This window comes from Psychrobacter sp. H26 (genome assembly GCF_059073035.1).
Genome location: NZ_JCACRW010000001.1, coordinates 97,742 through 118,486 on the forward strand (window position 1 = coordinate 97,742; position 20,745 = coordinate 118,486).

Consider the following 20,745-nt stretch of genomic DNA (forward strand, 5'->3'; position numbering starts at 1 on the left):
AAGTCTTCCGCCAGCAAAAATACAATTGATAGGAAATTTTATGCAAGCTTATAACACCCAAACCGGCATCGTTTGCCCACTTGATCGCGCAAATGTCGATACCGATCAAATTATCGCAAAACAGTTTTTGAAATCTATTAAGCGTACAGGTTTTGGCGTAAATCTATTTGACGATTGGCGCTATCTGGATGAAGGCTATCCAGGTCAGGACAATAGTACACGCGTTATTAATCCAGACTTCGTGTTGAATAAGCCGCGCTATCAAGGCGCTACTATATTGCTGGCACGCAGAAACTTTGGCTGTGGCTCTAGTCGCGAGCATGCCCCTTGGGCGCTTTCAGAGTATGGCTTTCGCACCGTCATTGCGCCAAGCTTTGCAGATATTTTTTATAATAACTGCTTCAAAAACGGTATGCTCCCGATTGTTTTAGACGAAGCTATTGTAGATACTCTAATGAAAGCCACGATTGCCAATGAAGGCTATGAGCTTACCGCTGATCTTGAGCGTCAGGTGGTTATCACGCCAACAGGCGAAGAGTACGCCTTTGATGTCGATGCTTTTCGCAAACATTGCTTACTCAATGGACTTGATGATATCGGCTTAACATTGCAGCAAAGTGATGCTATCAAAGACTATGAGCATAAAATGATGCAAAAAACGCCATGGATATTCAATAGCGTACGCGCTTAGCTGGTGGGTCGACGATGAGTTTATGCGTTATTGCTTACAAAACTACCGGACAGGCGTAACGCAGCGTTGAGTTATGGCGGTGAACTGGCTAAAATGAAAGGTGGTTTTTTACAATATTTTATTATCTCTCTTATAAATAGTAGCCGCCATTATGAATAAAAAACATTATGCTCTATGGACAAGCACCATTGTTACTGCAAGCTTATTTTTGTCAGGCTGTCAGCTGCTGACGGGTTACCAAAAAATAGACGAGGCAAAAAGTGCGCAAGCGTGGGTAGGTAAAATTCAACCTATCGATGGGGAAGTAAACATCGCATGTGTGGGCACTTATCACTGTGAAATTGTGCAAATAGACAAGACGCTCATCATCGCGCCTGACAGTCACAAACCAGTCAATCCTCAGATTGTAGTAGATATGCCGAGTTACCAAGGTGCGATAAACGCCCCTGCAAGTATGGATATGAAGCCCCTTATCAATAAAAACGCTATAAAGATAGTGCCACTAGCAGCGTCTAGCATGCCTGGGTTGACCAATTACTATGCTCGAGTACTGCCTGCAAAACATGAAGTCCATGTTAATTTTTATCCAGAAAACAACATGGGCTATATCGAGCGTTTTGCGATGATTCATGATTTTGCTGAGGCAGGTACTTATCAGTTACGTGCTTATCAAAAAAACATGAGCAAAAAGCCTGGGAGCCTACTAGAAACAGCATCACCTGAGCCTTTGTGTATTGAGCTATTGCAAGGTAATGAGGTACAGCGACGCTTCTGTAAGCAACTGGGGGCTGAGCATCAAGGTGAGTTTGTAGAGACTGACATCATAAAAACTGTATCATCATCCAAAGCCAAAAAGATCAAAGCGTAATAAAATTAATTTACCAATAAAAATATATCCAAAAGGATTAGTATGGCAACGATTTTAACATTAGCGGGCGATGGTATTGGCCCTGAAATCATGACTCAAGCTATTGATGTGCTCAAAGCAGTCAATGATAAGTTTTCGCTAGACTTAACATTAGAGTCTGGATTGATTGGTGGCGTAGCCATTGATGCAACAGGTGAGCCCTTACCTGATGAGACCTTAGCGCGTGCGCGCGCAGCAGATGCTGTATTGTTAGGTGCAGTCGGTGGACCTAAGTGGGATACAATTGAACGCAGTAAACGCCCTGAGCGCGGTTTGCTAAAAATTCGCGGCGAGCTTGGTCTATTTGCTAACTTACGTGTAGCAAAACTTTATCCGCAGCTAGCCAATGCCTCAAGCATCAAACCTGAGATTATATCTGGTTTAGATTTGCTTATCGTTCGTGAGCTGACAGGTGGTATCTATTTTGGTGAGCCACGTGGTATCCGTACACTAGACAACGGCGAGCAGCAAGGCTATAACACAATGGTGTATAGCACCAGCGAGATTGAGCGTATTGGTAAAGTTGCTTTTGAGCTGGCAAAAACACGTGCCGAAGCCGCAGGTAGAGCTGCCAAAGTATGCTCAGTAGATAAAGCCAATGTCCTAGAAGTGACTGAGCTGTGGAAGCAGACGATAACTCAGATGCAACAAGCTAATTATAGCGATGTGGCGCTGTCGCACATGTATGCGGACAATGCGTGCATGCAGTTGATCAAAGATCCTAAGCAGTTTGATGTCATGGTGACGGGCAATATGTTCGGTGATATCTTATCTGATGAAGCAGCAATGTTGACAGGCTCCATTGGTATGTTGCCATCAGCAAGCTTAGATGAAGCTGGCAAAGGTATGTATGAGCCATGCCATGGTTCAGCACCAGATATCGCTGGGCAGGATAAAGCCAATCCACTGGCGACTATTTTGTCTGTTGCTATGATGCTGCGTTACACCTTTAAGCAAGAAGCAGCAGCACAAGCGATCGAGCAAGCAGTTAGTGAGGTTCTCGATGATGGTTTGCGTACGCTTGATATTCTAGACAGTAGCGAAGCTGGCTTAAAACAAGTAGGGTGCCAAGAGATGGGTCAAGCTGTTCTAGCTAAATTATCGTAAGTTTGTTGATATGATATAGATTTCTTTGACAGCCTTATTTGTGTTTTTTGGACCCATAAGTTATTAAGTAACTTATGGGTTTTTTGTACTACAGGCATAGAATCGCGCTTTAATGTAAACAAACCAGTATGTTTATGCGCTCTATTAACAAATGCATAGTAGGAATAGTCAGTTATTAACATAAAGCTGTTAGAGGATAGTGGTAGCACTGTGGCAATATATTCCTACAATAAATTTTTTGATATTTTTTCGATACTTTTTTCGATATATAGTAATTATTTAGGAGGTTTTATGTCTCAACTACTCAAGGTTGGAGGCGTTGTCGTTGCCATAGGGACAGCATCATTATTATCAGTGGGTTGCAGTAATGCTAATACCACTGAAAACAGCGTACAAACGAGTAATGACACGGCAGGTATGGAGACGAGTGCAGAAGCTCCTACAACGGATAATAGTATGACTGTAGATACAGACACTGACATGGGCACGATGAGCAATCAAAATAGCGACAGTACCAATACTGGGGCAACAGACAGCACGATGATGGGTGGCAACGATACCAGTCCCGTCACCAATGGTGTCAGTCAGCAAATAGAAGGGGATAGCAACACTGCCAACTCGTTGAATAAACTCCTTCCTAAAATTAAATATAGTACAACAGAATTATCGGAAACTGCCAAAAAAGTAAATGACGCCACATGGACAGCTGATAGCAAAATAGATCGGAATGTTGGTACTAAAGTACAAGCACTATTGAACTGGAATCATAGTGGTGTTGGGGCAGTGGATGGTTACTGGGGAAAGAATACACGTAAAGCCATGCAAGCGTTCCAAAAAGCACAAGGCCTACCAGTGACAGAATCGCTGGACGAAACAACGTGGCAAGCATTAACTCAAAATAGTACGCTTACTTCACAACCCGTATTGGTCAGCTATCAGTTAACCGACGCTGATGTAAACGTCACGACAACGCAGATTCCGGCTAGCGCAGAAGCCAAAGCGAAGCTAGATGGTATGTATTACGAAAGCGTTCTAGAATCTTTAGGTGAAAAATTCCATATCAGTCGTGACTATCTTAAATCGCTCAATCCCAATGCTAGCTTCGAAAGTGGTGAAACTATTATCGTCTATAATCCAGGCAATCCCAACACCACACCAGTAAGTCGCGTGGTCGCTGATAAAGACACCCAAACGCTATATGCTTATGACGATAGTAATAATTTGGTAGCCAGTTACCCGACGACAGTAGGCAGTACAGCAACACCTTCACCAACGGGTACGCATCAGGTCAAAGTAAAAATTCATGAGCCCAATTACACCTATACGAGTGATGATGGTAAAAAGTCGATCATACCACCAGGCCCTAATAATCCAGTCGGATCAGTGTGGATTGGGTTAAGCAAGCCCTCTTATGGCATTCATGGTTCACCAGATCCTGAGCGTATCAGCCGTCAAGCATCAGCAGGCTGTGTTCGCCTCACCAACTGGGATGCACTTAGTCTATTAGGGGTTATCAAGAGCGATGCAACTGTCGAGTTTAATTGATCTATAATTCAAGCAGTTCATAAAACGCAGACAAAAAAATACCGCTAATATTGAGCGGTATTTTTTGGTAAAAATAAACAGCGAATACTAAATAACTAAAACTGTGATAGGCAATAATGAGTAGGTCAGCATTTTCATTATTATTATCAGTTAAACCACCCAAGCGTCTATATCAGCTATCAGCGATAAAGTAGCTATTTGGTTGTTGGCTGTATTTTTACAAATACATCTATAACTATTTGGTTGGTATGTATTTAGTTCTTACCACGGTACGTGATACGACCCTTAGATAGGTCATAAGGGGTCATCTCGACCTTAACTTTATCACCTGTCAAAATACGAATATAATGCTTACGCATCTTACCTGAGATGTGTGCAATGATTTCGTGTCCGTTTTCTAGACGAACTTTGAACAAAGTGTTAGGAAGGGTATCAATGACTTCGCCTTCAAATTCGATAATATCGTCTTTTGCCATAATTTGTATCAATCAATTAAAAATAAGCCCATATTATACGTAAGTTAGTAGATTAAAGCAATACAGAACCTGGTTTTGACTTGACAGCCTGTAAGTGATATGTATATCAGGTTATGTTGCATCAATCAGGTAGATTTAGCCAGACAGGCGTTAATGGTGCATCTGGTAATAAGGATTGGAAGCGTTCGGGGTAGTAGGCATTGATAAAATACAGACCGTCGCCTGACGCCGTGGGCGGCGCAATGGTTCGATCTTTTTTATTCAAAATGTTCAAAAAATCTGCTGGTTTTAGCTCATGTCTACCGATAGCGTATAGCGTACCCATTAGATTACGAACCATATGATGCAAAAAACCATCTGCCTGTATGTCGAATACAATAAATTGTCCATGAGCAAAAAGATGAGCATGACTGATGGTACGGACTGGCTGGTTGGACTGGCAAGCCGCAGCACGGTAGCTGCTAAAGTCGTGAGTGCCAACGATATCAGCCGCCGCCTGTTGCATAGCTGTGAGATCAAGAGGCTCATAGATGTGAGTCACTTGATGATTCAGTATCGCAGGTCTCTGTGCTTGGTTGAGGGTAATATAGCGATAACGCCGGGCAATCGCACCAAAGCGCGCATGGAAATCAGCTGGCATTGGCTGAACCCAGCGTAGCGCAATATCATCAGGCAAGAGGCTGTTTACGCCGCGTAACCAGTTATGAGTAGGGCGATACGCATGGGTGGTGAAATGAGCAATCATGTTACTGGCATGGACACTGGCGTCAGTACGTCCAGCAGCAATGACTTCAACTGATTCGTTGGCGACCTTGCTAATGGCATTCTCTAACGCTTCTTGGACACCCAGCACCTCTCGTTGTCGCTGCCAGCCATGATAGTGTGTACCCAAGAACTCGATGGCAATCGCTAAAGTATATAGTGGCGATTGTTCATGATCGATGATTTTAGTATCAGACATTGTGGTTTCTAAGCTTATAAATTTGGAATGGATGGAGAGTTGCTTATCTTTTTTTGATGCTTGTACCCGCTTGACTGACATTGTTCAACCAACGCTGTCGACGTCTTGCTGGACTGTCATAGCGCAGTAGCAACCATAGCAACCGTGCATAAATAGCAGGGATAGTTAAACGACCACCAGCAATTACATGATAGTCGTATTGCCAACTACCAGCGGCATAGCTGTCGCTTACACCGCCAAACGGACATTGGCTGGCGCATATCACGATGTGTCCCTGCTCATGAGCAAGACTGAGCGTATCTGCTAGTGTATCTGAATAAGGAATATTACCAGCGCCAAACCCTAGCAGGATAATACCGCATGGCGGCTGAGATAATAAGTTTTGTAATTGATTATTTATCACAGACGCATCATTGGGCAAGCAGTATAAGGCATGGATCTTGGACTGCTCAGCGCGTGCCGTGATATTAGGTAGCAAGACTTGCTGATCATCAAGCCAATGCTGTCTGCGAGTCTCTGGGAGGTTTCTGATATAACTGTTGGCCGGATATGCCGCGCGCGAATGACCCGTAAATGCCATAAGATCATGACTGTGAATCTTTTGCACGGTTTGTGCAGGCCACGATTCACCGCCAAAGCTAATTTTGACGCCTGACTCACCAGCAGCGGCCAGCTTTAATGAGTCGTTAAGATTGCTCCAAGCATCGCTATGGTCGTCAATCTCATAGGACTGTATTACCTCACTGTTTAGCAATGGTCGCATGCTTCCAGTCACTACGATACAAATATCGCTACCGGCAAAAGCTTCCGCTAAAAACGCACCTAAGTAACTCAATGTGTCAGTGCCACTAATCAACACAAAGCGTTTCTCACCTTGCGTGTAAGCATTAAGTAACAGTTGATAAAAATGTACAAAATCGCTGGGGGTAAGCTGGCTACTGTCTTTGATTAGCGTGTTGTCCAACCATGAAATGGTTGGTGAAGTAACGGCGTTATCTTGTTCAGACAATAGTTTTTTTAGTGTGGGCAAAAAGATTTCTGCTGATAAAGGGGCTAAAGGGCGGCCATAGCTACCAAAGGTACCACCAGCATAAATCAGTTGAATAGGATCGGACAGATTTTTGGATGTAGCAGAATATGGCATAATATCAACACAGTAAAAAGTATGGAAGAAAAGAGGTGCTATAGAGTTTAGTAGCAGCAGTGATAGCATTTAATAGTAGATGGTATCAGAATTAGATGCAAAAAAAACAGCAAGTACACCTTAATTAGGGAGTACTTGCTGATTAAAACGTACTTGCTGAAGACTACTTTATTTGTTGACTATGCAGTACGTTCAAGCAGTACTTGTGCTTGTTGTTTTTGCTCGCTATTACCTTGAGCAACTACTTCATTCAATAAACGTTTTGCACTATCATATTCACCCAGCTGTAGATACTGACCTGCTAAGTCTAATGTTACCTGATTGCTATCTAGAGACTTCACAAAATCGAAATCAGCGGCAAAGCGTGATGAAAAGTCTTCTGCTGATTCAACAGCTTCAGTGGTGTTATCAGCTTCGAGCTCCACTGGTGCGGTTGTAGAAGCGGGAGTTTCTAATAAAGAGTCAGCATCATCAATACCAAAGTCATCATCTATGCTTGTATTGTCATCAAATCTCAGCGGTGCAGGTGATGAATCATCCGACGCTTCAACAGGACTACCTTCAACATCATCAGCGAGTAGTTGCTCTTCAAGGTTAAGCTCTGCAAAACTATCATCTTCAAATGTGCTGTTTTCAAACGTATTGTCTTCAGCAGCAACTTCTTCAAAGTCAGTATTTTCTAAAATAAAGCTATCGAGATCATTACTTTCTTCGGTAGTAGACAATTCACTATCAAAACCGATATCGACATTAGAGACAGTATCAACGTTATCTGGCGTATCTAAACTATCTAGAGACAAAGAAAAGTCATCTTCACTGCTTTGAATAGCATCAGTAGAAGTGCCTACTAAGTTATCAGTTACATCGTTAGTTATTTCCGTATCTGTATCCGCAGCTAAGTCATCAAAATCTAAGACAAAATCGTCATCTTCTAACGCTAACTCTTCGTTTTGGTCGTCTAAAGTACCTGAGATGATAGCGTTGTCAGTCGACGTATCGTCAGTCGTCGAGTCAAAATCAAACTCAAAGTCACTGAAATCACTGTCTTCAATAACTTCAGTACTTTCATCAGTAGATGTAACAGAGGCGTTATCGTCTGCAATAGATAATGGTGCAACAGGATTGTCAGCAGTAGTATGAGGCTCGTCAAAATCAATTTCTAATGAGTCGCTTTCTAAATCACTAAGCGTCAGGTCAAAGCTATCTGCTGCATTTTCAGTAGTTGGACTGGTATCATTAAGTTCATCCGAAAGTACTGGCTGAGCAATAGGCTCGTCTATCACAGTATCTTTGTTGTCTTCGATGACTGGCTGATCAGAGATTGTATCTGTGTCATTGACTTGGCTAGTTGGTAAATCAAAATCTAGACCGTCAAAGGTATTATCAACAGCATCCTCAGTTGCTAGTTCCTGTGTAGCGACTGGACGTGGCTCGCCAACATACAGATCTTTGAGTTCATCAGCGAGCGTAAGGGTCTTGCCATCGTTATTAAGTTTAATGGTGTTATAGACGTTATCGAAGTTTTCTGGCTGATCAATAGTGGCGTATATACTGAGTAACTTGATAGATAATTGACCATCATTAGGCTTTTCACTTAAACCACGATTGATTGTTTCGATCGCTTTGTCATAACGCTGTTGATCTATGAAGCGCTGAGCAATGGTAATGTGATCAAACTTATTGTTAGCGTATTCATTGCTTTGGGCAGTAGTGCCATAATCCGTTTGCGGTGCCCGAGTAGCAGAGTTTCTTAGCGAGTTGACAGGGGGTTGAACACTCTGTTTTTGTGCTTTGTTTTTGCGCAATAACAAGCCTGCAACTAACAGAATAAGCACCAATCCGGCGATAATATATAGCATATTGTCCATTGTTACTCCTACGCCTATGATCATAGCGTCTTGCGTTGATCAGTTAGGCAATTATTGATTGCGTAGTTTTTTAAGACGAGCTTGTAGCTCAGCCAGTTTTTGATTTTGTAGTTGGAGCTTTTTAGTATAGCTATTGAGTGCGCTGCTAGTCTTTGACAAACGCTTCGCCTGTGAGGCTGTTCCTTGTCTTGACGATTTGAGCGTCGCTAAAATATCAGTGCTTAGACCATTACCAGTATCCGTTGCAGATTTTGCTTGTGTTCCATCTGCACTGCCGTCACTACCAGGGGCAAGTACAGAAAATTGCGCTTGCGGCAGTATCTTGGTTTTAGTCGTTGTGGGTTTTTCAGGACGCTTGGCTACTTGCGCCGTTTCAGATGATTTTTTGGTTGGTGATGGTGCAGCCTTTTTGATTACAGGTGTATTTGCTCTACGGTTATACTGTCTTTGGGCGCTAATAGCAGCTTCCAAAATCTGCTGCGACGGTATGATATCGTAACTGGGCAGGCTCAGCTTCGCATCTGCTTTTAACTGATCGGCATCTTTATTGATAAAGGCATCAGGGTTTTGTGATTGAATCTGCTTCATTACTGTTGGCGTATCTAGATTGTTTTCTTCTGCAATCTGCTGAGCAATCACCCACAAGCTATCGTTGCGCTGTACCTGATACTGAGTAGTAGCGCTACTCACAACTTTATTACTGGCTGTCATCGAATCATTAGGCGATGGTACAGATAGTGCTGTGCTATCCGCGGTCTTGCGGTCTTGAGAGGCCGCCGTAGTACTATCACTCGCATCTTGCGCGATTGTTGATACGCTTATGGGCTTGCTCGTTGGTACGAGAGGTGAGCTTGCTATAGCATCTGCTTTGCTGCTTGGCTGTATTTGACGTGTCACTTGTATATTGAGAATATTGAGCTGCTGATTGGTTCTTGGTTTATCTGCTACCACTGTATTTATGCTGTTTTTGTTAGGGCGTTCGTTTATAGCACTATTGTCAGTTGTCGCCGTGCCACTATTGCTACTTGCGGTACTCAAAAGGCTATTGCTCAGAGAGTTTATTAAGTTACCGCGATTATCAGTAGGGCTAGAATTATTATCTGTATCAGAGATACGCTTCAAACGTCCATTATCAAGGCGACTAGGTGCATAAGCGAGACGGTTGACCTGTGAGGTAACGGTCATAGTGGGCGCTTGTACGTTAGGCGCCGCTAACGTGGTCGCCAATAAGGCGTCTGTTGGTGCTTTTGGTGTTGATAATTGGGGCGTTGATAATTTAGGCGAGGATATTGCAGGTACCGAAATCAGCGGTGGCGGAGCACCTCTGCGGACTGTCAAAGGCACAGCAGTACTTGCAGAGACGCTAGGTAGATTTGGTTTCTTTGCTGCTGTCGCCATAGTGTTACTGGTATTGATAGGCAGGGTTTCTTTCAAAGGCATCAGTAATGTTTTTGGTAACATATTGCGCTGCCCCTTGTCGTTTATCGCCAAAACAACATCAGCAAACGGCTTGGATACAGGCTGCGAGGTGGTGATAAGCAACTGGCCACTGGTCGCCGAGGTCGGTTGAAAGCGTACCATCATAGAGTCAGTAGGGGAGAGTCCCATTTGCTGGTAGATAGTAGAGTTTGCCAAACTGGCTGAAAAGTCCGCTGCTTCTATATTGCTAACAGCGATACTAGCGGCTAGTGGCTCATGCTGAGCTGAGGTAACTACCGTTTTACCGATAGTTGCTGCCTGCGCGCTTGATACTAGGACCGCCCAACCTATAGAGCAAAGCATTGCCATCGATACCGCGCGATGTACAGGAGTCAAGCGACGAGATAGATGACAAGACATGAGTAGTCCTTTAGGATATAAGTTATCTTTGCTGTTATAACAAAATACGGTTTAGTTTACCAGTTTATTTCACAACTGTTGTGTGCAATGCACAAAATGTTTATGTCATGTTTAGTCAACTTTTCTATCTAACAGCATGGCATCACCATAGCTGAAAAACCGATACTGTTTGTCAATAGCGTGTTGATAGGCGTGCTCAATAGATGATTTGCCTGCAAATGCCGACACTAGCATCAATAGTGTTGATTTAGGTAAGTGAAAGTTCGTTAACAATCGATCGATAACGCCAAACTTAAATCCTGGGTAGATAAAAATATCGGTATCACCTGACCAGCTAGAGAGCTTTTGCCCGTCGATAGCTGTCTTTTGATAAGCCGTCTCTAGGACACGAGTGACTGTTGTACCGATAGCGATAACTTTGTTCCCATTTGCATGAGTCTGATTGATTAGCTCTGCCGTCGTTTGCGGTAGGTGTGCATATTCGCTATGCATGGTGTGATTGAGTAGGTTGTCTGTTTTGACTGGTGCAAAGGTACCAGCACCAACGTGTAATGTGACAAAAGCAGTATTGATGCCTTTTTCTGCAAGCTTGCTCAGTACCGCTTCATCGAAGTGCAAACTCGCTGTAGGAGCCGCTACGCTAGCAAGCTTAGTAGGATCATGAAAAACGGTTTGATAACGAGTGTTGTCAGTCTCATCGGCATGACGCTCAAAATAAGGTGGAATAGGAAGTTCACCATAGAGCTCTAATTGCGGTAAAATCGGCGCATCAAATGCCAAAATAAACAAGTTGTCTTGACGTCCAATCATTGCAGCACTCATATGACCGTCAGCAAGTTGCAAGCGCTGACCCAGCTTAAGTGCTTTGCTTGCTTTTACATGACAAAGCGCAATGTGTTCTTGATTCACTGGCTCATCACTCATGTCTTTTAGATGCAGGGCTGCAGTATCTAAATCATCAAGATTAACTAAGCGTTCAATCAGGACTTCAAGTTTGCCGCCAGTATCTTTTTGGCCGAACAGACGCGCCTTCATTACCTTTGTATCATTAAAGACAATCAGATCGCCTGCATCCAATAAGTCGGGCAATGCAGAAAACAAACAGTCTTCTATTCGAGTAGTGTTTGTCTGAGAGTTAGCAGGCAAGTATAGCAATTTTGAAGCAGAACGCTGTGCTAGAGGATAGCGGGCAATCAAGCTATCTGGCAGCTCATAATCATAGTCCTCAACGCTCAAATAGTTTGAGGTATCGTTATTGGCGATGGTATCAAGCGATGTGTTTGTATCAGTAAATGCAGTGTGAGAGTCAGTCATAATCAGTCTTTAGTTCAATAGAGATTTTGGCATAATTGTAGCAGAAATGCTTTTATGAAAGGATACTTTACCCGATGATAGCAGCGTATGATATGACTGTTAGAACAGAGTAATAGCCTAAGCGGAAATACGAAACTGATTGCTTTTATTAAAAATAACCATCAGTCAGCGATTAGGTTATTCAAATAAAGTTAATTGAGGCAATAACTGCGTAGAAGGCAATAAAGAAGAAAAGGTCACACCTACCAGCCGAATGGGCAGCTCGCGTGGAATATCTGCAAATAGCTTGTCTAACCAATAATGTGCAGACTCAGCGCTATCAAAAGTGGTAGATAAAGTGTGCGAGCGCGTAATTTGAGTGAAGTCCGAGTATTTTATTTTAAGCGTGATGGTATGGGCAACGAGGTTTTTTTTGTGCAACTGGCTAAAAGCATCAGCATTCTGCTCATAAATCTGTATACGCAGCTCGTCATTATCACTCAAGTTATCTCTAAAAGTCGTCTCTGAACCGACTGATTTGTGAGTACGCTCAGACTTGACTGGTCGCTCATCACGGCCATGAGCGATATCGTAATAAAACTGACCACGTTTACCGAACTCCTCAACCATAGTAGCTGCTGGCACACGCCGGAGATCTGCGCCATTGCTCACACCCATCGCATGCAATCGCTTTGCTGTTGCTTTCCCTATACCGTGAAAGCGTTCAATAGGTAGCGTACTAATAAACGCATCAGCATCTTTTGGTGTGATGATAGCAGTGCCATTGGGCTTGTTGATATCGGAAGCAATTTTAGCCAGCATTTTATTAAATGAGACGCCAGCAGAAGCAGTCAACCCTGTCTGCTCTAGAATTTGTGCCCTCAACCAGTTGGCCATTAGCGTTGCTGAGCCTTTGTGCGCGCTAAGTCCAGTAACGTCCAAATAGGCTTCATCTAGTGATAATGGTTCAACATGGGGGGTCAAACTATGCATAATACGGCGAATGTCACTACTGACCGCTCGATAAACCTCAAAACGCGGTCTGACAAATACCACCTCTGGACAGCGTCTACGTGCCTCATAGCAGGACATTGCTGAACGTACGCCAAATTGACGTACCTCGTAACTGGCAGCGGCAACCACGCCGCGACCGTTAGGATCACCGCCAACTACCAATGGCTTACCTCGAAGCTCGGGAAAGTCGCGCTGCTCAACACTGGCATAAAAAGCATCCATATCAATATGAATGATTTTACGAGGACTGGATTCTTTAGAAATAGTCATAGTCGATATTTTACCTGACTTGCTGGGTTTTTCTATTATCAATTGTTAGATTTGACAGGAGCCAATAAAAACTGACAAACAAAGTTGCATTAATATCCATATTTTGATATATATCATAAAGTAAATATAATATAAATGGCGCACCGTTGTTCTAGATAGATAGGAAGTTTCATGCTTTTGCAACGTTAGTGAACAGTTGTTTCTTTTTGCCCAGTTTTATTAAAAAGTTTGTTAAGTGTTTTTATTCAACTAAGCCGTTTGTCTTAGTAGTTTTGCCATTCATCGCTAATCTGATGGCTATCTATTACAGTCAGTCCATTAAAGTTTTACACTAGTAGATACTCAATAGTAATAAGTGCGGTGAAAAATAAATAACGCCTAACATTATTTTTTATACGAAAACATTGTTTGTCGTTAATACCAAATTTACGAATTGAGTACGGATAAATCAACTCTTGAAAGGTAGGTATTGTGAGAGAGTGCAGAATGTCAAGGAGCCGATGATGAATAACGAACTGAAGGGGAGTGACCTAACACGGGCAATGCTAGCACGCGGTACCAAGCGAATATGGTGTGCGGTTTGTGATGACAGCGATGAGCAAGCAATGATGGATCATTGCGGCAATGATTTTACCGCCTATATCGTATCATTCCGTGATGGATTTTTTTACTGCAGTGCGGGCATGCCATGGAGCTATGCCGTACCGATTAAGATAAGTGCGGTTACGCAATACGAAGTAGCGGTATAAGTACAAACAAATATTGCCAGTAAGAAGGGGTAAGACCAGTAAAAAGTGACAAGCGTAACGTAATAGTCATAAAGTTACAGGCACAAAAAAACCTCCGAAGGGGGAGGTTGAATTGCACTACATATTGGTACCAGTGGTCGGACTCGAATTAAACGGTTAAGCCTTTGATTTAATTGACTTGTTATTTTAGTTAATGGTCAATTACTGTTAATTTTACTGTTATTAATCAATGTCAGGCTGTTTCTTCTTCGTTTTCAGTCACCGGCTCTAGGTGCAAATCATGCACTTTTATTAGCCATGCGTCAAGCTCATGCTCGAACCAAAAAGACGAGCTACCATCTTTGTATTGCTTCGGAAAGGTACCGTCATTGATTTTCTCATAAATCGTTGACCGTGGTAAGGCCACTTTATCAACCACTTGTGCAATTCGTAGTCTTCGTAAGTTAGTCATCTGTCACCTCGTCAAATTTATCAAACATAAGCATCAAAAGATATTTTCACCGATGCAATGAGCGTCAAATCAATCTTGCAATGCTCGCAGTTGTAATGCAGCTCATCTTCATCGTGAAAAACATCGCCATATTCAGCGCCTTTCACATCGTTTTGCAGTAAGTTTTCGCAGTTAGGGCATTCGATATTAGGTTTCACTTCGTCACCTCGCTATTAATATCAATCATTACATCACCATGAATTGCTGCGCTTGGCTTTGGTCGCGGCTTGTTGTCCTCGTCGTAAAACTCCATAGCTGTTTGCAGTGCATCTTGCGCCATTTCCACAGCTTCGATAAACGTATCGCCTTGTGTATTCGCTTCTGGCACATCACGAAATGTCACGACAAAGCCGTCATAAAACCCCGCGCTATCTATAACCTCTGTAAATGTAGCTGGGTATCTACTCGCGTCAAGATAAGGCTGCATCTTCTCGTTGTAGTTGTCCCAAGCCCATTCCTTAGCGTCGTCCATCGTTGCAAAACCTGTGGCTGGGTGACTGCTGCTGTCTTTATATCGGACTGAAAACTTGCCAACACTTTCATGGTCAGGTATCACGCGGTAATAAAAAAACTCATGCTGAGCTTCACTACGGTCTGCTTCGTCCTTCCACTTCAACGGCTGTAAATTACTCATTGTTTTGCTCCTGTGGATATTTAGCGATTAGATAATCACGTAGTCTGATAGCCTCTTGGTCAGGTAGCACAGCAACAACCTCGTTATATTGATATTGTTTTTTGCTATCCGTGTAATAACTGTGAAGAGAGCAGTCGATGCTCAAACCTAATTCGTAAGGCTCAATAAGCACATCGGTCTTAAACGACAAATCGTCAACTGTGCTTGTTTCTGTAAATTCATAAGTCATTCTTATTATCCTCATTAGTAAATAGATGACCTGCACCTAAGTGCTATCGGTGGTCAATCGGCTTTGCCTCGACTGCGCTTTCAACGCACATGCTCTCACACGTAAGGAATTGTCAATCTCTGCTGCTAGTAGTTGAACGACACCATCTAGCTATACGCGTCTCATACTATCCCCTGAGCTGGGTTTAACTGTTAGCAGCTATGGTCGCAAGGTGCATAACCACACGTTGCACATTTTGGCGAATAACCACAACATTCAAGCGTGGTGTCTCCGTTCTTATCTATATCGCACTCACATTCTTTACACTCACCAACTGGCGGTAGTTCATGGTCGTCGTTGTACGCATCCCAGCAACTCATATCACATCACCCCGTCAAAGTGCTTTGCGAACGGAATATCATCATCTACCGCGCCACCGCCATTCATTGCAGGTGCTTGGTTCTGCTGTGCAAACTGGTTATTAACCTGTCCTTGCATACCTTGCGCCTTATTCGCTTGCTGCTGTGCGTAGTTGCTAGGCGCTTGCTGATTGTTAGACGGCTGCTGATAGCCTTGGTTGTTTTGTTGTTGGTTCTGCTGACCACTCGGACTACCTAACAGCTCGACCTCAGTGCCAAACCCATCAACAACGACCTCAGTGCGATATTGCTTGGCACCGTTGTTTTCCCATGACCGTGTTTTAAACTTGCCACATACCCGAACCTGTGTGCCTTTGGTTAGGTATTGCGTTAGCTTTTCAGCACCTTTGCTAAACATAGCCACTGGAATCCACTCGGTTTTCTCTTGGCGCTGACCGCTATTTTTATCAGTCCACGTTTCCGACACTGCAACGCTAAAGTTGCAAACGCCGCCGCCATTGCTGAATGCTTTGAACTCTGCATCTTTACCCAAGCGACCAGTGATATTTACTTGATTTTGATTAGCCATTTTTACTCTCTCTTAATTAAACTTTGAATTTATCAGGCATATCGCCCGTGATTAATGCTTCACTCAGCTCATCGAGTAACGCCAAAAACTGTGGCACTCGCTCATCTAGCTTCTTATGTATTTTTTCGTCAGGATAAAAACGCTTATAAAAAGGCGATAATCCGTCGCAGTAAACAAAATAATCCCACCACTTGCGCCCAGATACCCACAGATTGATTTGTATCTGCGTGATGTGCGCCTTATCAATCTTGCCATTGCGTAGAAGTGTAACCATGCCTTTTGAGTGCTTTGACTTAATCTCAAGACCGCCATCAGTGCCAATCAGTCGGTCAGGACTTGCACCAACGCCTTTATCAAGCATGATGCCAGCTTCAATAACATCGTCAGCCTTTGCATAGCCGCTGTTGATATACTCTTGAACCGCTATCGGCTCAACAACATGGCCGCGCTCAGTATCATCATTGCCTTCAAACTTTCGTGCTGATAGACCTGTAAAGCGTTCGGCAACCAATGCGTCAGCCAGTGATAAAGCGCCTTGTCCAAACGGCTTGCAAACGCGGCCATCTGCGAGCAGACAGTGCATTTCGCTTGCCGTTGGCAATGCTAGACGCGCAGCAAGCCACTCAGGTGAGCCTTGTTTTACGTCTAAGATAATCATGCGGTTTCAAGCTCCTTTGCAGCGTTCAATTTGGCAGTCAGTTGACCGTCAATATAGTTGTATGCGCTTTGCGGTATGTCTGCAACATCATCAATAGAGAAGTCACTTAGCAGCCATTTGGCAAAGCTGTCTTTGTCAGCATCACTCAACTTGGCTTGCTTAGCTGACAGCCCACGCGCTTGAGCTGCTGTGATTTTCTTATGCTGCCAGGCTGCTGATGCGTCGTTGTCATCGCGTGTTGCGATATTGAGTAGGGCGCATAGCGTATATCGTTTGCCGTAACTGACTGACGACCCCATTGCTTGAGCAGGGTTGTTTTTCTTTGATCCGCTATAGTCAAACGGCACAAGCAAGGTTGTCTTTTCTTTGTGGCCTTCTTTGTGTAGCAGGATTGCGACAATCTCAACGTAACCTTTGTAGTCGTTGGTCGATTTATCATCGGCTTTCTCTAGCACCGTGTTGGTGTCAAAAGACAATGAAAAACCATGCTTGTTTAAGATAGGACGCGTTATTTCCACTACGTCCTCAAGCGTGGCGTAATTCGAGCCATTGCCTGACTTAGCCTTTGCAATAGTCGGTATCTCTGATTGCATTGCAGCAAACGCTGTGCTGAATGATACTGATGCTTGGCGCTCGGTCTCTTTTGTTTGCAGACCAATCAGGCGCTCTAGCTTGTCAACGTCAAAGTTTGGATCAGCAGCTAACTCTAAAATCTTAGATGCCATAACTTGACCAGCATCACCTTGTACTGCAACTTGATTGCTATTTACTGTCGTTAATTCGCTCATCGTCTTATTCCTTATCTAAAAATATGTGATTGACTCCACGCGCTTATCAGCTCGCGTTCCTCGTCATCGGTCAACTTAAAAGCTGGTGCATCGTGATGGTCAAACTGCGCCCATTGGTGTTTCATAACTCACCACCCTTAATTTTTCTCAATGTCTCATTCGCAGCCTTAACCGTTTGATACTGCTCAGACTGCACGTACTCGTCTGTATAGCCACTCTCAGTAGTCGGCTGCCATTCGTTGCTTACCAGCATTTCACCTTCAATCTCGACCATCTGATAAGCCTTGTCGTCTATAACCACCGTGTCAGCAAGTGCCGTTGCCGTGATAGCGCCCATAAGAGCGCCAAACGTGATAAAAATTAGCCAGTCCATTAGTTCACCTCTCTATCTATTGCGCTGTTTTGCCAGTCCGTAGCATCATATTTAACCGCATCGGCATAGCTACCTGTTTTTTTAGCACCAGTCACAACGCCCATTATGTAATGAGAGTAATCATGATGATTTTCAGGCCACCACTGATCGTTATCACTCTTAAGAGCTTCTTTCTTAATGCTGTGATAAAAAGCCGTTCCATTTTTGTCAACAGCCATACTCTTAGCCCATTCGGGAGCATGTTCAAAATCCGCTTGCGTTGGCTGTTTCATCACACCACCCCACTTTTCAGCACTGGCAAAACAAACCAGACGTTTAATGCAAGTACAGCTACAACTGGTACTGCTATGTAATAGTTCATGCCGTGACCTCATCTATCCAATCGGCTTGCATCACAACATCAGCCGTTATGTAAGAGAATAAATCCTCATGATTTGGCACTTCGTTTGCCACAATCTGAGCAATGTCATCTAGGGTCAAATCACGATCAGTAATGAAAAACAAATTAAACTCATTACCCTGAATATCGCTGACGTTATTGATAACCAGCCCCTTGTCGATAACATCAGGTGAGGGCAGCTTGCTTAGTGCTGACACCTTGACGCGGTTGTGAGGATGGTAAGTCCCCACGTTGTCATGGTTGCTGTAGAAGTAAGATTTCATCATGCCGTGACCTCGCTCTTAACGTCCATATTGCACACAGCTACCGATAACATGCTCTCAAAGTGCTCTCTGACCGATTCATCATCAATAGGGCAGTCGAGCAGCAAGTCGCAATCTGTGTTGATTTCAATCTGCACGCGATGCAGCACCAAGTAATTCTCGTCCTCTACGTGCTCATAAGAGAGCAGGGCGTTTGCTACGCCCATGCCGCGATAGTCATCACCACGTACTCTGATTTGCTCTAACATATTAAGCACCTCCCCACATTGCCGCTTCATTACGCATATCGTTTTCCCAGTCATTGTTGAGCCATGCTTGATGCCTTGCTTTGTCCATAACCGCATCAAGGTAGGGCTTACGTTCTTGCACTGGTTGGCTCTGAGTACGTTGCCAGTAAGATTTATTAACCAGTTCAACAAAGGCGATCAAAATAAGATTGTTATGATGTGGCGCGTGTTGATACTTGACCTTGTTACCGCTTGCATCTACTGCAAAGACTGGTAGTGCGTCTTTTAGCTTTTCCGATAAAGTAGCTTTGACTTCAAAGTGAACCTGATTGCTGTCTAACTCGACAATCAGATAACCGTCTTTTCTGCCTAAATCGAAATATTGCTTTTTGCTTATTTGCTGTGTCATAATATCCTCGCTTATTTAAGTAAAAGCCCTGTCTGGTGTCCGCCAATTTCAGGGCTTTTTTGTGGGTGTTATTTGGCTTTAGCTACGCCAATAATTTTCAAGCCATGAAGTACGTGGTTGGTATGTTTGCATACACATCTCTCTTCACCGCTCACATCAACAATTGAGTAGTCCAAGAAAAATCTAGTAATCTTGTACTTCTCACCTACCGTTAGGAGGTTCGTGTACGCTTTGGTACACGTCAAATAATCTCCAACTCTCAACCCCATACCCTTATCCTCATAGTTAGTACGCGATAGCCGTCGATTAAAACGGCTATGACTTAATAACTTCTTGTTGTCTCAGTCTGTTAAATAGCTATCGCTTGCATCGTCTGCGTTGTTCGTTGCGATGTAGTTATAATATCGTGATTACGATATGATGTAAACCCCTATGACGATATTTTTAACGTATTTACGATATTATTATGTAAATTTATTGTTATTACGATATTCACAGATACAAAAAAACCGCCCAAAAGGACGGTTTGATAGATGATTTTAATTATTAGTCTAAATCTATAGCTTCTCTATAGACACCCCAACCAAAAGGCAGCGTCTCGACTAGGTGTGAATGTTTGACCAGGTGGCACACCCATATATAAGACCAATCGTTAGTAGATGACATATTTGCCCACCACTTTACCTACCAAGTTGCATTCGCCCATTGGCAGCATCTTTTGTTCATGCCAGTTTGGGTTAAGAGGGCGTAAGTACATATCTTCCGATGTTTCGCCTAAAACCAACTGCTTGAACGTGGCTTCTGTATCGTCATTACATTGGACTATCACAAGGTCATTGTTCTTTAGTGCAAAAAGTCCAGTCTCAGGCTCTACATAAATAACGTCGTCTGGCTCAAATTTAGGCAGCATACTCTCACCGCGAACGATTAAGGCAAAACCTAACTTAGATATATTAGGTGGTCTAGGAGCCTTGCCTTTAGAGTCTGACATCGTAACTGGGTCAACATTAGACCAACTGCCAGCAGCCACCCAGCTAAGTATGGGCACCATATCTGAGCTATCAGACATTGCTTTATGTTCAGTGTCGGCAGGTGTATCAAATAGGTCACCATTGCTTTGACCTTGCATTGCCATGATCTGCGCTTTCAACTCATCAATAGACGGCTTCTTATCCACATCTAGCATTTCGCCTTGGTTCTTAATAAGCCAATCGGTACTTACACCTGTAACTTTAGCAATATCGTACAAATTAGATGATTCTTTGTTTCTGCCATTCTCAATATCAGAAATAGCGCCTTGTGATGTCTCGACTTTTTTAGCGAGTTGATTTTGGGTGAATCCTGCGTGTTTCCGCGCCTTCCTAACCCTATCGCCTAACTTTTCATTGTCCATTTTAATACCCCTTACTAATTATCGTAATTATGATACAAATAAATATCGTTTTGACGTTTGATTAAATAACGTAATTACGATATTATGATT

General features: G+C 43.3%; 25 protein-coding genes. 5 read left to right on the forward strand and 20 right to left on the reverse strand.

Features of this window, described 5'->3' with window-relative positions; genetic code table 11:
- The first annotated feature begins 40 nt into the window (after positions 1-40).
- The 4 genes from leuD (at position 41) to AC5JPT_RS00425 (ending at position 4,250) form a co-directional block, all read left to right on the forward strand.
- Positions 41-691: a 3-isopropylmalate dehydratase small subunit gene (leuD, locus tag AC5JPT_RS00410; protein WP_319050174.1), complete on the forward strand. Its 651-nt coding sequence runs from the start codon at positions 41-43 to the stop codon at positions 689-691.
- 151 nt (positions 692-842) lie between these two features.
- Positions 843-1,559 carry a hypothetical protein gene (locus AC5JPT_RS00415; RefSeq protein ID WP_493856652.1) on the forward strand — a complete coding sequence of 239 codons (717 nt, stop codon included), beginning with the start codon at positions 843-845 and terminating at the stop codon, positions 1,557-1,559.
- A gap of 42 nt (positions 1,560-1,601) precedes the next feature.
- Positions 1,602-2,705, forward strand: a complete 1,104-nt coding sequence (gene leuB / locus AC5JPT_RS00420; RefSeq protein WP_319050176.1) for a 3-isopropylmalate dehydrogenase — start codon at positions 1,602-1,604, stop codon at positions 2,703-2,705.
- Positions 2,706-2,996: 291 nt separating this feature from the next.
- Complete coding sequence (locus AC5JPT_RS00425; protein WP_493856653.1) at positions 2,997-4,250, forward strand: L,D-transpeptidase family protein; 1,254 nt, start codon at positions 2,997-2,999, stop codon at positions 4,248-4,250.
- Between the two features lie 254 nt (positions 4,251-4,504).
- Here the strand turns inward: AC5JPT_RS00425 and infA are convergent, their stop codons facing one another.
- From infA to dinB, 7 genes are all read right to left on the reverse strand, one after another.
- On the reverse strand, positions 4,505-4,726 hold the full coding sequence (infA, locus tag AC5JPT_RS00430; protein ID WP_021814850.1) for a translation initiation factor IF-1: 222 nt from the start codon (positions 4,724-4,726) through the stop codon (positions 4,505-4,507).
- A gap of 121 nt (positions 4,727-4,847) precedes the next feature.
- Entirely contained in the window at positions 4,848-5,687 is an 840-nt protein-coding gene (gene truA / locus AC5JPT_RS00435; protein ID WP_493856654.1) for a tRNA pseudouridine(38-40) synthase TruA, read from the reverse strand.
- A 43-nt stretch (positions 5,688-5,730) separates the two neighbouring features.
- Positions 5,731-6,831 (reverse strand): asparaginase, encoded by a 1,101-nt coding sequence (locus AC5JPT_RS00440; protein ID WP_493856655.1) that lies wholly within the window; start codon positions 6,829-6,831, stop codon positions 5,731-5,733.
- A gap of 179 nt (positions 6,832-7,010) precedes the next feature.
- Positions 7,011-8,699, reverse strand: a complete 1,689-nt coding sequence (locus tag AC5JPT_RS00445) for a FimV C-terminal domain-containing protein (RefSeq protein ID WP_493856656.1) — start codon at positions 8,697-8,699, stop codon at positions 7,011-7,013.
- Positions 8,700-8,750: 51 nt separating this feature from the next.
- The gene (locus tag AC5JPT_RS00450) at positions 8,751-10,538 is read right to left on the reverse strand and encodes a type IV pilus assembly protein FimV (RefSeq protein WP_493856657.1); all 1,788 of its coding nucleotides are present in this window, start codon (positions 10,536-10,538) and stop codon (positions 8,751-8,753) included.
- A gap of 111 nt (positions 10,539-10,649) precedes the next feature.
- Entirely contained in the window at positions 10,650-11,852 is a 1,203-nt protein-coding gene (gene queA, locus AC5JPT_RS00455) for a tRNA preQ1(34) S-adenosylmethionine ribosyltransferase-isomerase QueA (RefSeq protein ID WP_493856658.1), read from the reverse strand.
- Between the two features lie 177 nt (positions 11,853-12,029).
- Positions 12,030-13,115: a DNA polymerase IV gene (gene dinB, locus AC5JPT_RS00460; protein WP_493856659.1), complete on the reverse strand. Its 1,086-nt coding sequence runs from the start codon at positions 13,113-13,115 to the stop codon at positions 12,030-12,032.
- A 503-nt stretch (positions 13,116-13,618) separates the two neighbouring features.
- On the opposite strand from dinB, the gene AC5JPT_RS00465 reads away from it, so the two are divergent.
- Positions 13,619-13,864 carry a hypothetical protein gene (locus AC5JPT_RS00465; RefSeq protein ID WP_319050185.1) on the forward strand — a complete coding sequence of 82 codons (246 nt, stop codon included), beginning with the start codon at positions 13,619-13,621 and terminating at the stop codon, positions 13,862-13,864.
- Positions 13,865-14,096: 232 nt separating this feature from the next.
- On the opposite strand, the gene AC5JPT_RS00470 is transcribed toward AC5JPT_RS00465, so the two are convergent.
- From AC5JPT_RS00470 to AC5JPT_RS00530, 13 genes are all read right to left on the reverse strand, one after another.
- Entirely contained in the window at positions 14,097-14,315 is a 219-nt protein-coding gene (locus tag AC5JPT_RS00470; RefSeq protein WP_493856660.1) for a helix-turn-helix transcriptional regulator, read from the reverse strand.
- Positions 14,316-14,335: 20 nt separating this feature from the next.
- The gene (locus tag AC5JPT_RS00475) at positions 14,336-14,512 is read right to left on the reverse strand and encodes a hypothetical protein (protein ID WP_493856661.1); all 177 of its coding nucleotides are present in this window, start codon (positions 14,510-14,512) and stop codon (positions 14,336-14,338) included.
- Positions 14,509-14,988: a type II toxin-antitoxin system HicB family antitoxin gene (locus AC5JPT_RS00480; RefSeq protein WP_493856662.1), complete on the reverse strand. Its 480-nt coding sequence runs from the start codon at positions 14,986-14,988 to the stop codon at positions 14,509-14,511. Before AC5JPT_RS00480 ends, AC5JPT_RS00475 begins: the two co-directional genes overlap by 4 nt.
- Positions 14,981-15,217, reverse strand: coding sequence for a hypothetical protein (locus tag AC5JPT_RS00485; protein WP_493856663.1), 237 nt, complete (start codon positions 15,215-15,217; stop codon positions 14,981-14,983). The genes AC5JPT_RS00480 and AC5JPT_RS00485 overlap by 8 nt, the downstream gene beginning before the upstream one ends.
- 360 nt (positions 15,218-15,577) lie before the next feature.
- Positions 15,578-16,144, reverse strand: a complete 567-nt coding sequence (locus AC5JPT_RS00490; RefSeq protein ID WP_493856664.1) for a single-stranded DNA-binding protein — start codon at positions 16,142-16,144, stop codon at positions 15,578-15,580.
- Positions 16,145-16,160: 16 nt separating this feature from the next.
- Positions 16,161-16,802 (reverse strand): lambda exonuclease family protein, encoded by a 642-nt coding sequence (locus AC5JPT_RS00495; RefSeq protein ID WP_493856665.1) that lies wholly within the window; start codon positions 16,800-16,802, stop codon positions 16,161-16,163.
- Positions 16,799-17,590 carry an ERF family protein gene (locus tag AC5JPT_RS00500; RefSeq protein WP_493856666.1) on the reverse strand — a complete coding sequence of 264 codons (792 nt, stop codon included), beginning with the start codon at positions 17,588-17,590 and terminating at the stop codon, positions 16,799-16,801. Before AC5JPT_RS00500 ends, AC5JPT_RS00495 begins: the two co-directional genes overlap by 4 nt.
- A 121-nt stretch (positions 17,591-17,711) precedes the next feature.
- Positions 17,712-17,963, reverse strand: coding sequence for a hypothetical protein (locus AC5JPT_RS00505; RefSeq protein WP_493856667.1), 252 nt, complete (start codon positions 17,961-17,963; stop codon positions 17,712-17,714).
- A complete protein-coding gene (locus tag AC5JPT_RS00510; RefSeq protein WP_493856668.1) occupies positions 17,963-18,235 on the reverse strand; it encodes a hypothetical protein in 273 nt (90 codons plus the stop codon). Before AC5JPT_RS00510 ends, AC5JPT_RS00505 begins: the two co-directional genes overlap by 1 nt.
- Before the next feature lie 85 nt (positions 18,236-18,320).
- A complete protein-coding gene (locus tag AC5JPT_RS00515) occupies positions 18,321-18,629 on the reverse strand; it encodes a hypothetical protein (protein ID WP_493856669.1) in 309 nt (102 codons plus the stop codon).
- Entirely contained in the window at positions 18,626-18,874 is a 249-nt protein-coding gene (locus AC5JPT_RS00520; RefSeq protein ID WP_493856670.1) for a hypothetical protein, read from the reverse strand. Before AC5JPT_RS00520 ends, AC5JPT_RS00515 begins: the two co-directional genes overlap by 4 nt.
- Before the next feature lies 1 nt (position 18,875).
- Positions 18,876-19,262, reverse strand: coding sequence for a hypothetical protein (locus tag AC5JPT_RS00525; RefSeq protein WP_493856671.1), 387 nt, complete (start codon positions 19,260-19,262; stop codon positions 18,876-18,878).
- Between the two features lie 652 nt (positions 19,263-19,914).
- Positions 19,915-20,655 carry a helix-turn-helix domain-containing protein gene (locus AC5JPT_RS00530; protein ID WP_493856672.1) on the reverse strand — a complete coding sequence of 247 codons (741 nt, stop codon included), beginning with the start codon at positions 20,653-20,655 and terminating at the stop codon, positions 19,915-19,917.
- Positions 20,656-20,745: the final 90 nt, after the last annotated feature.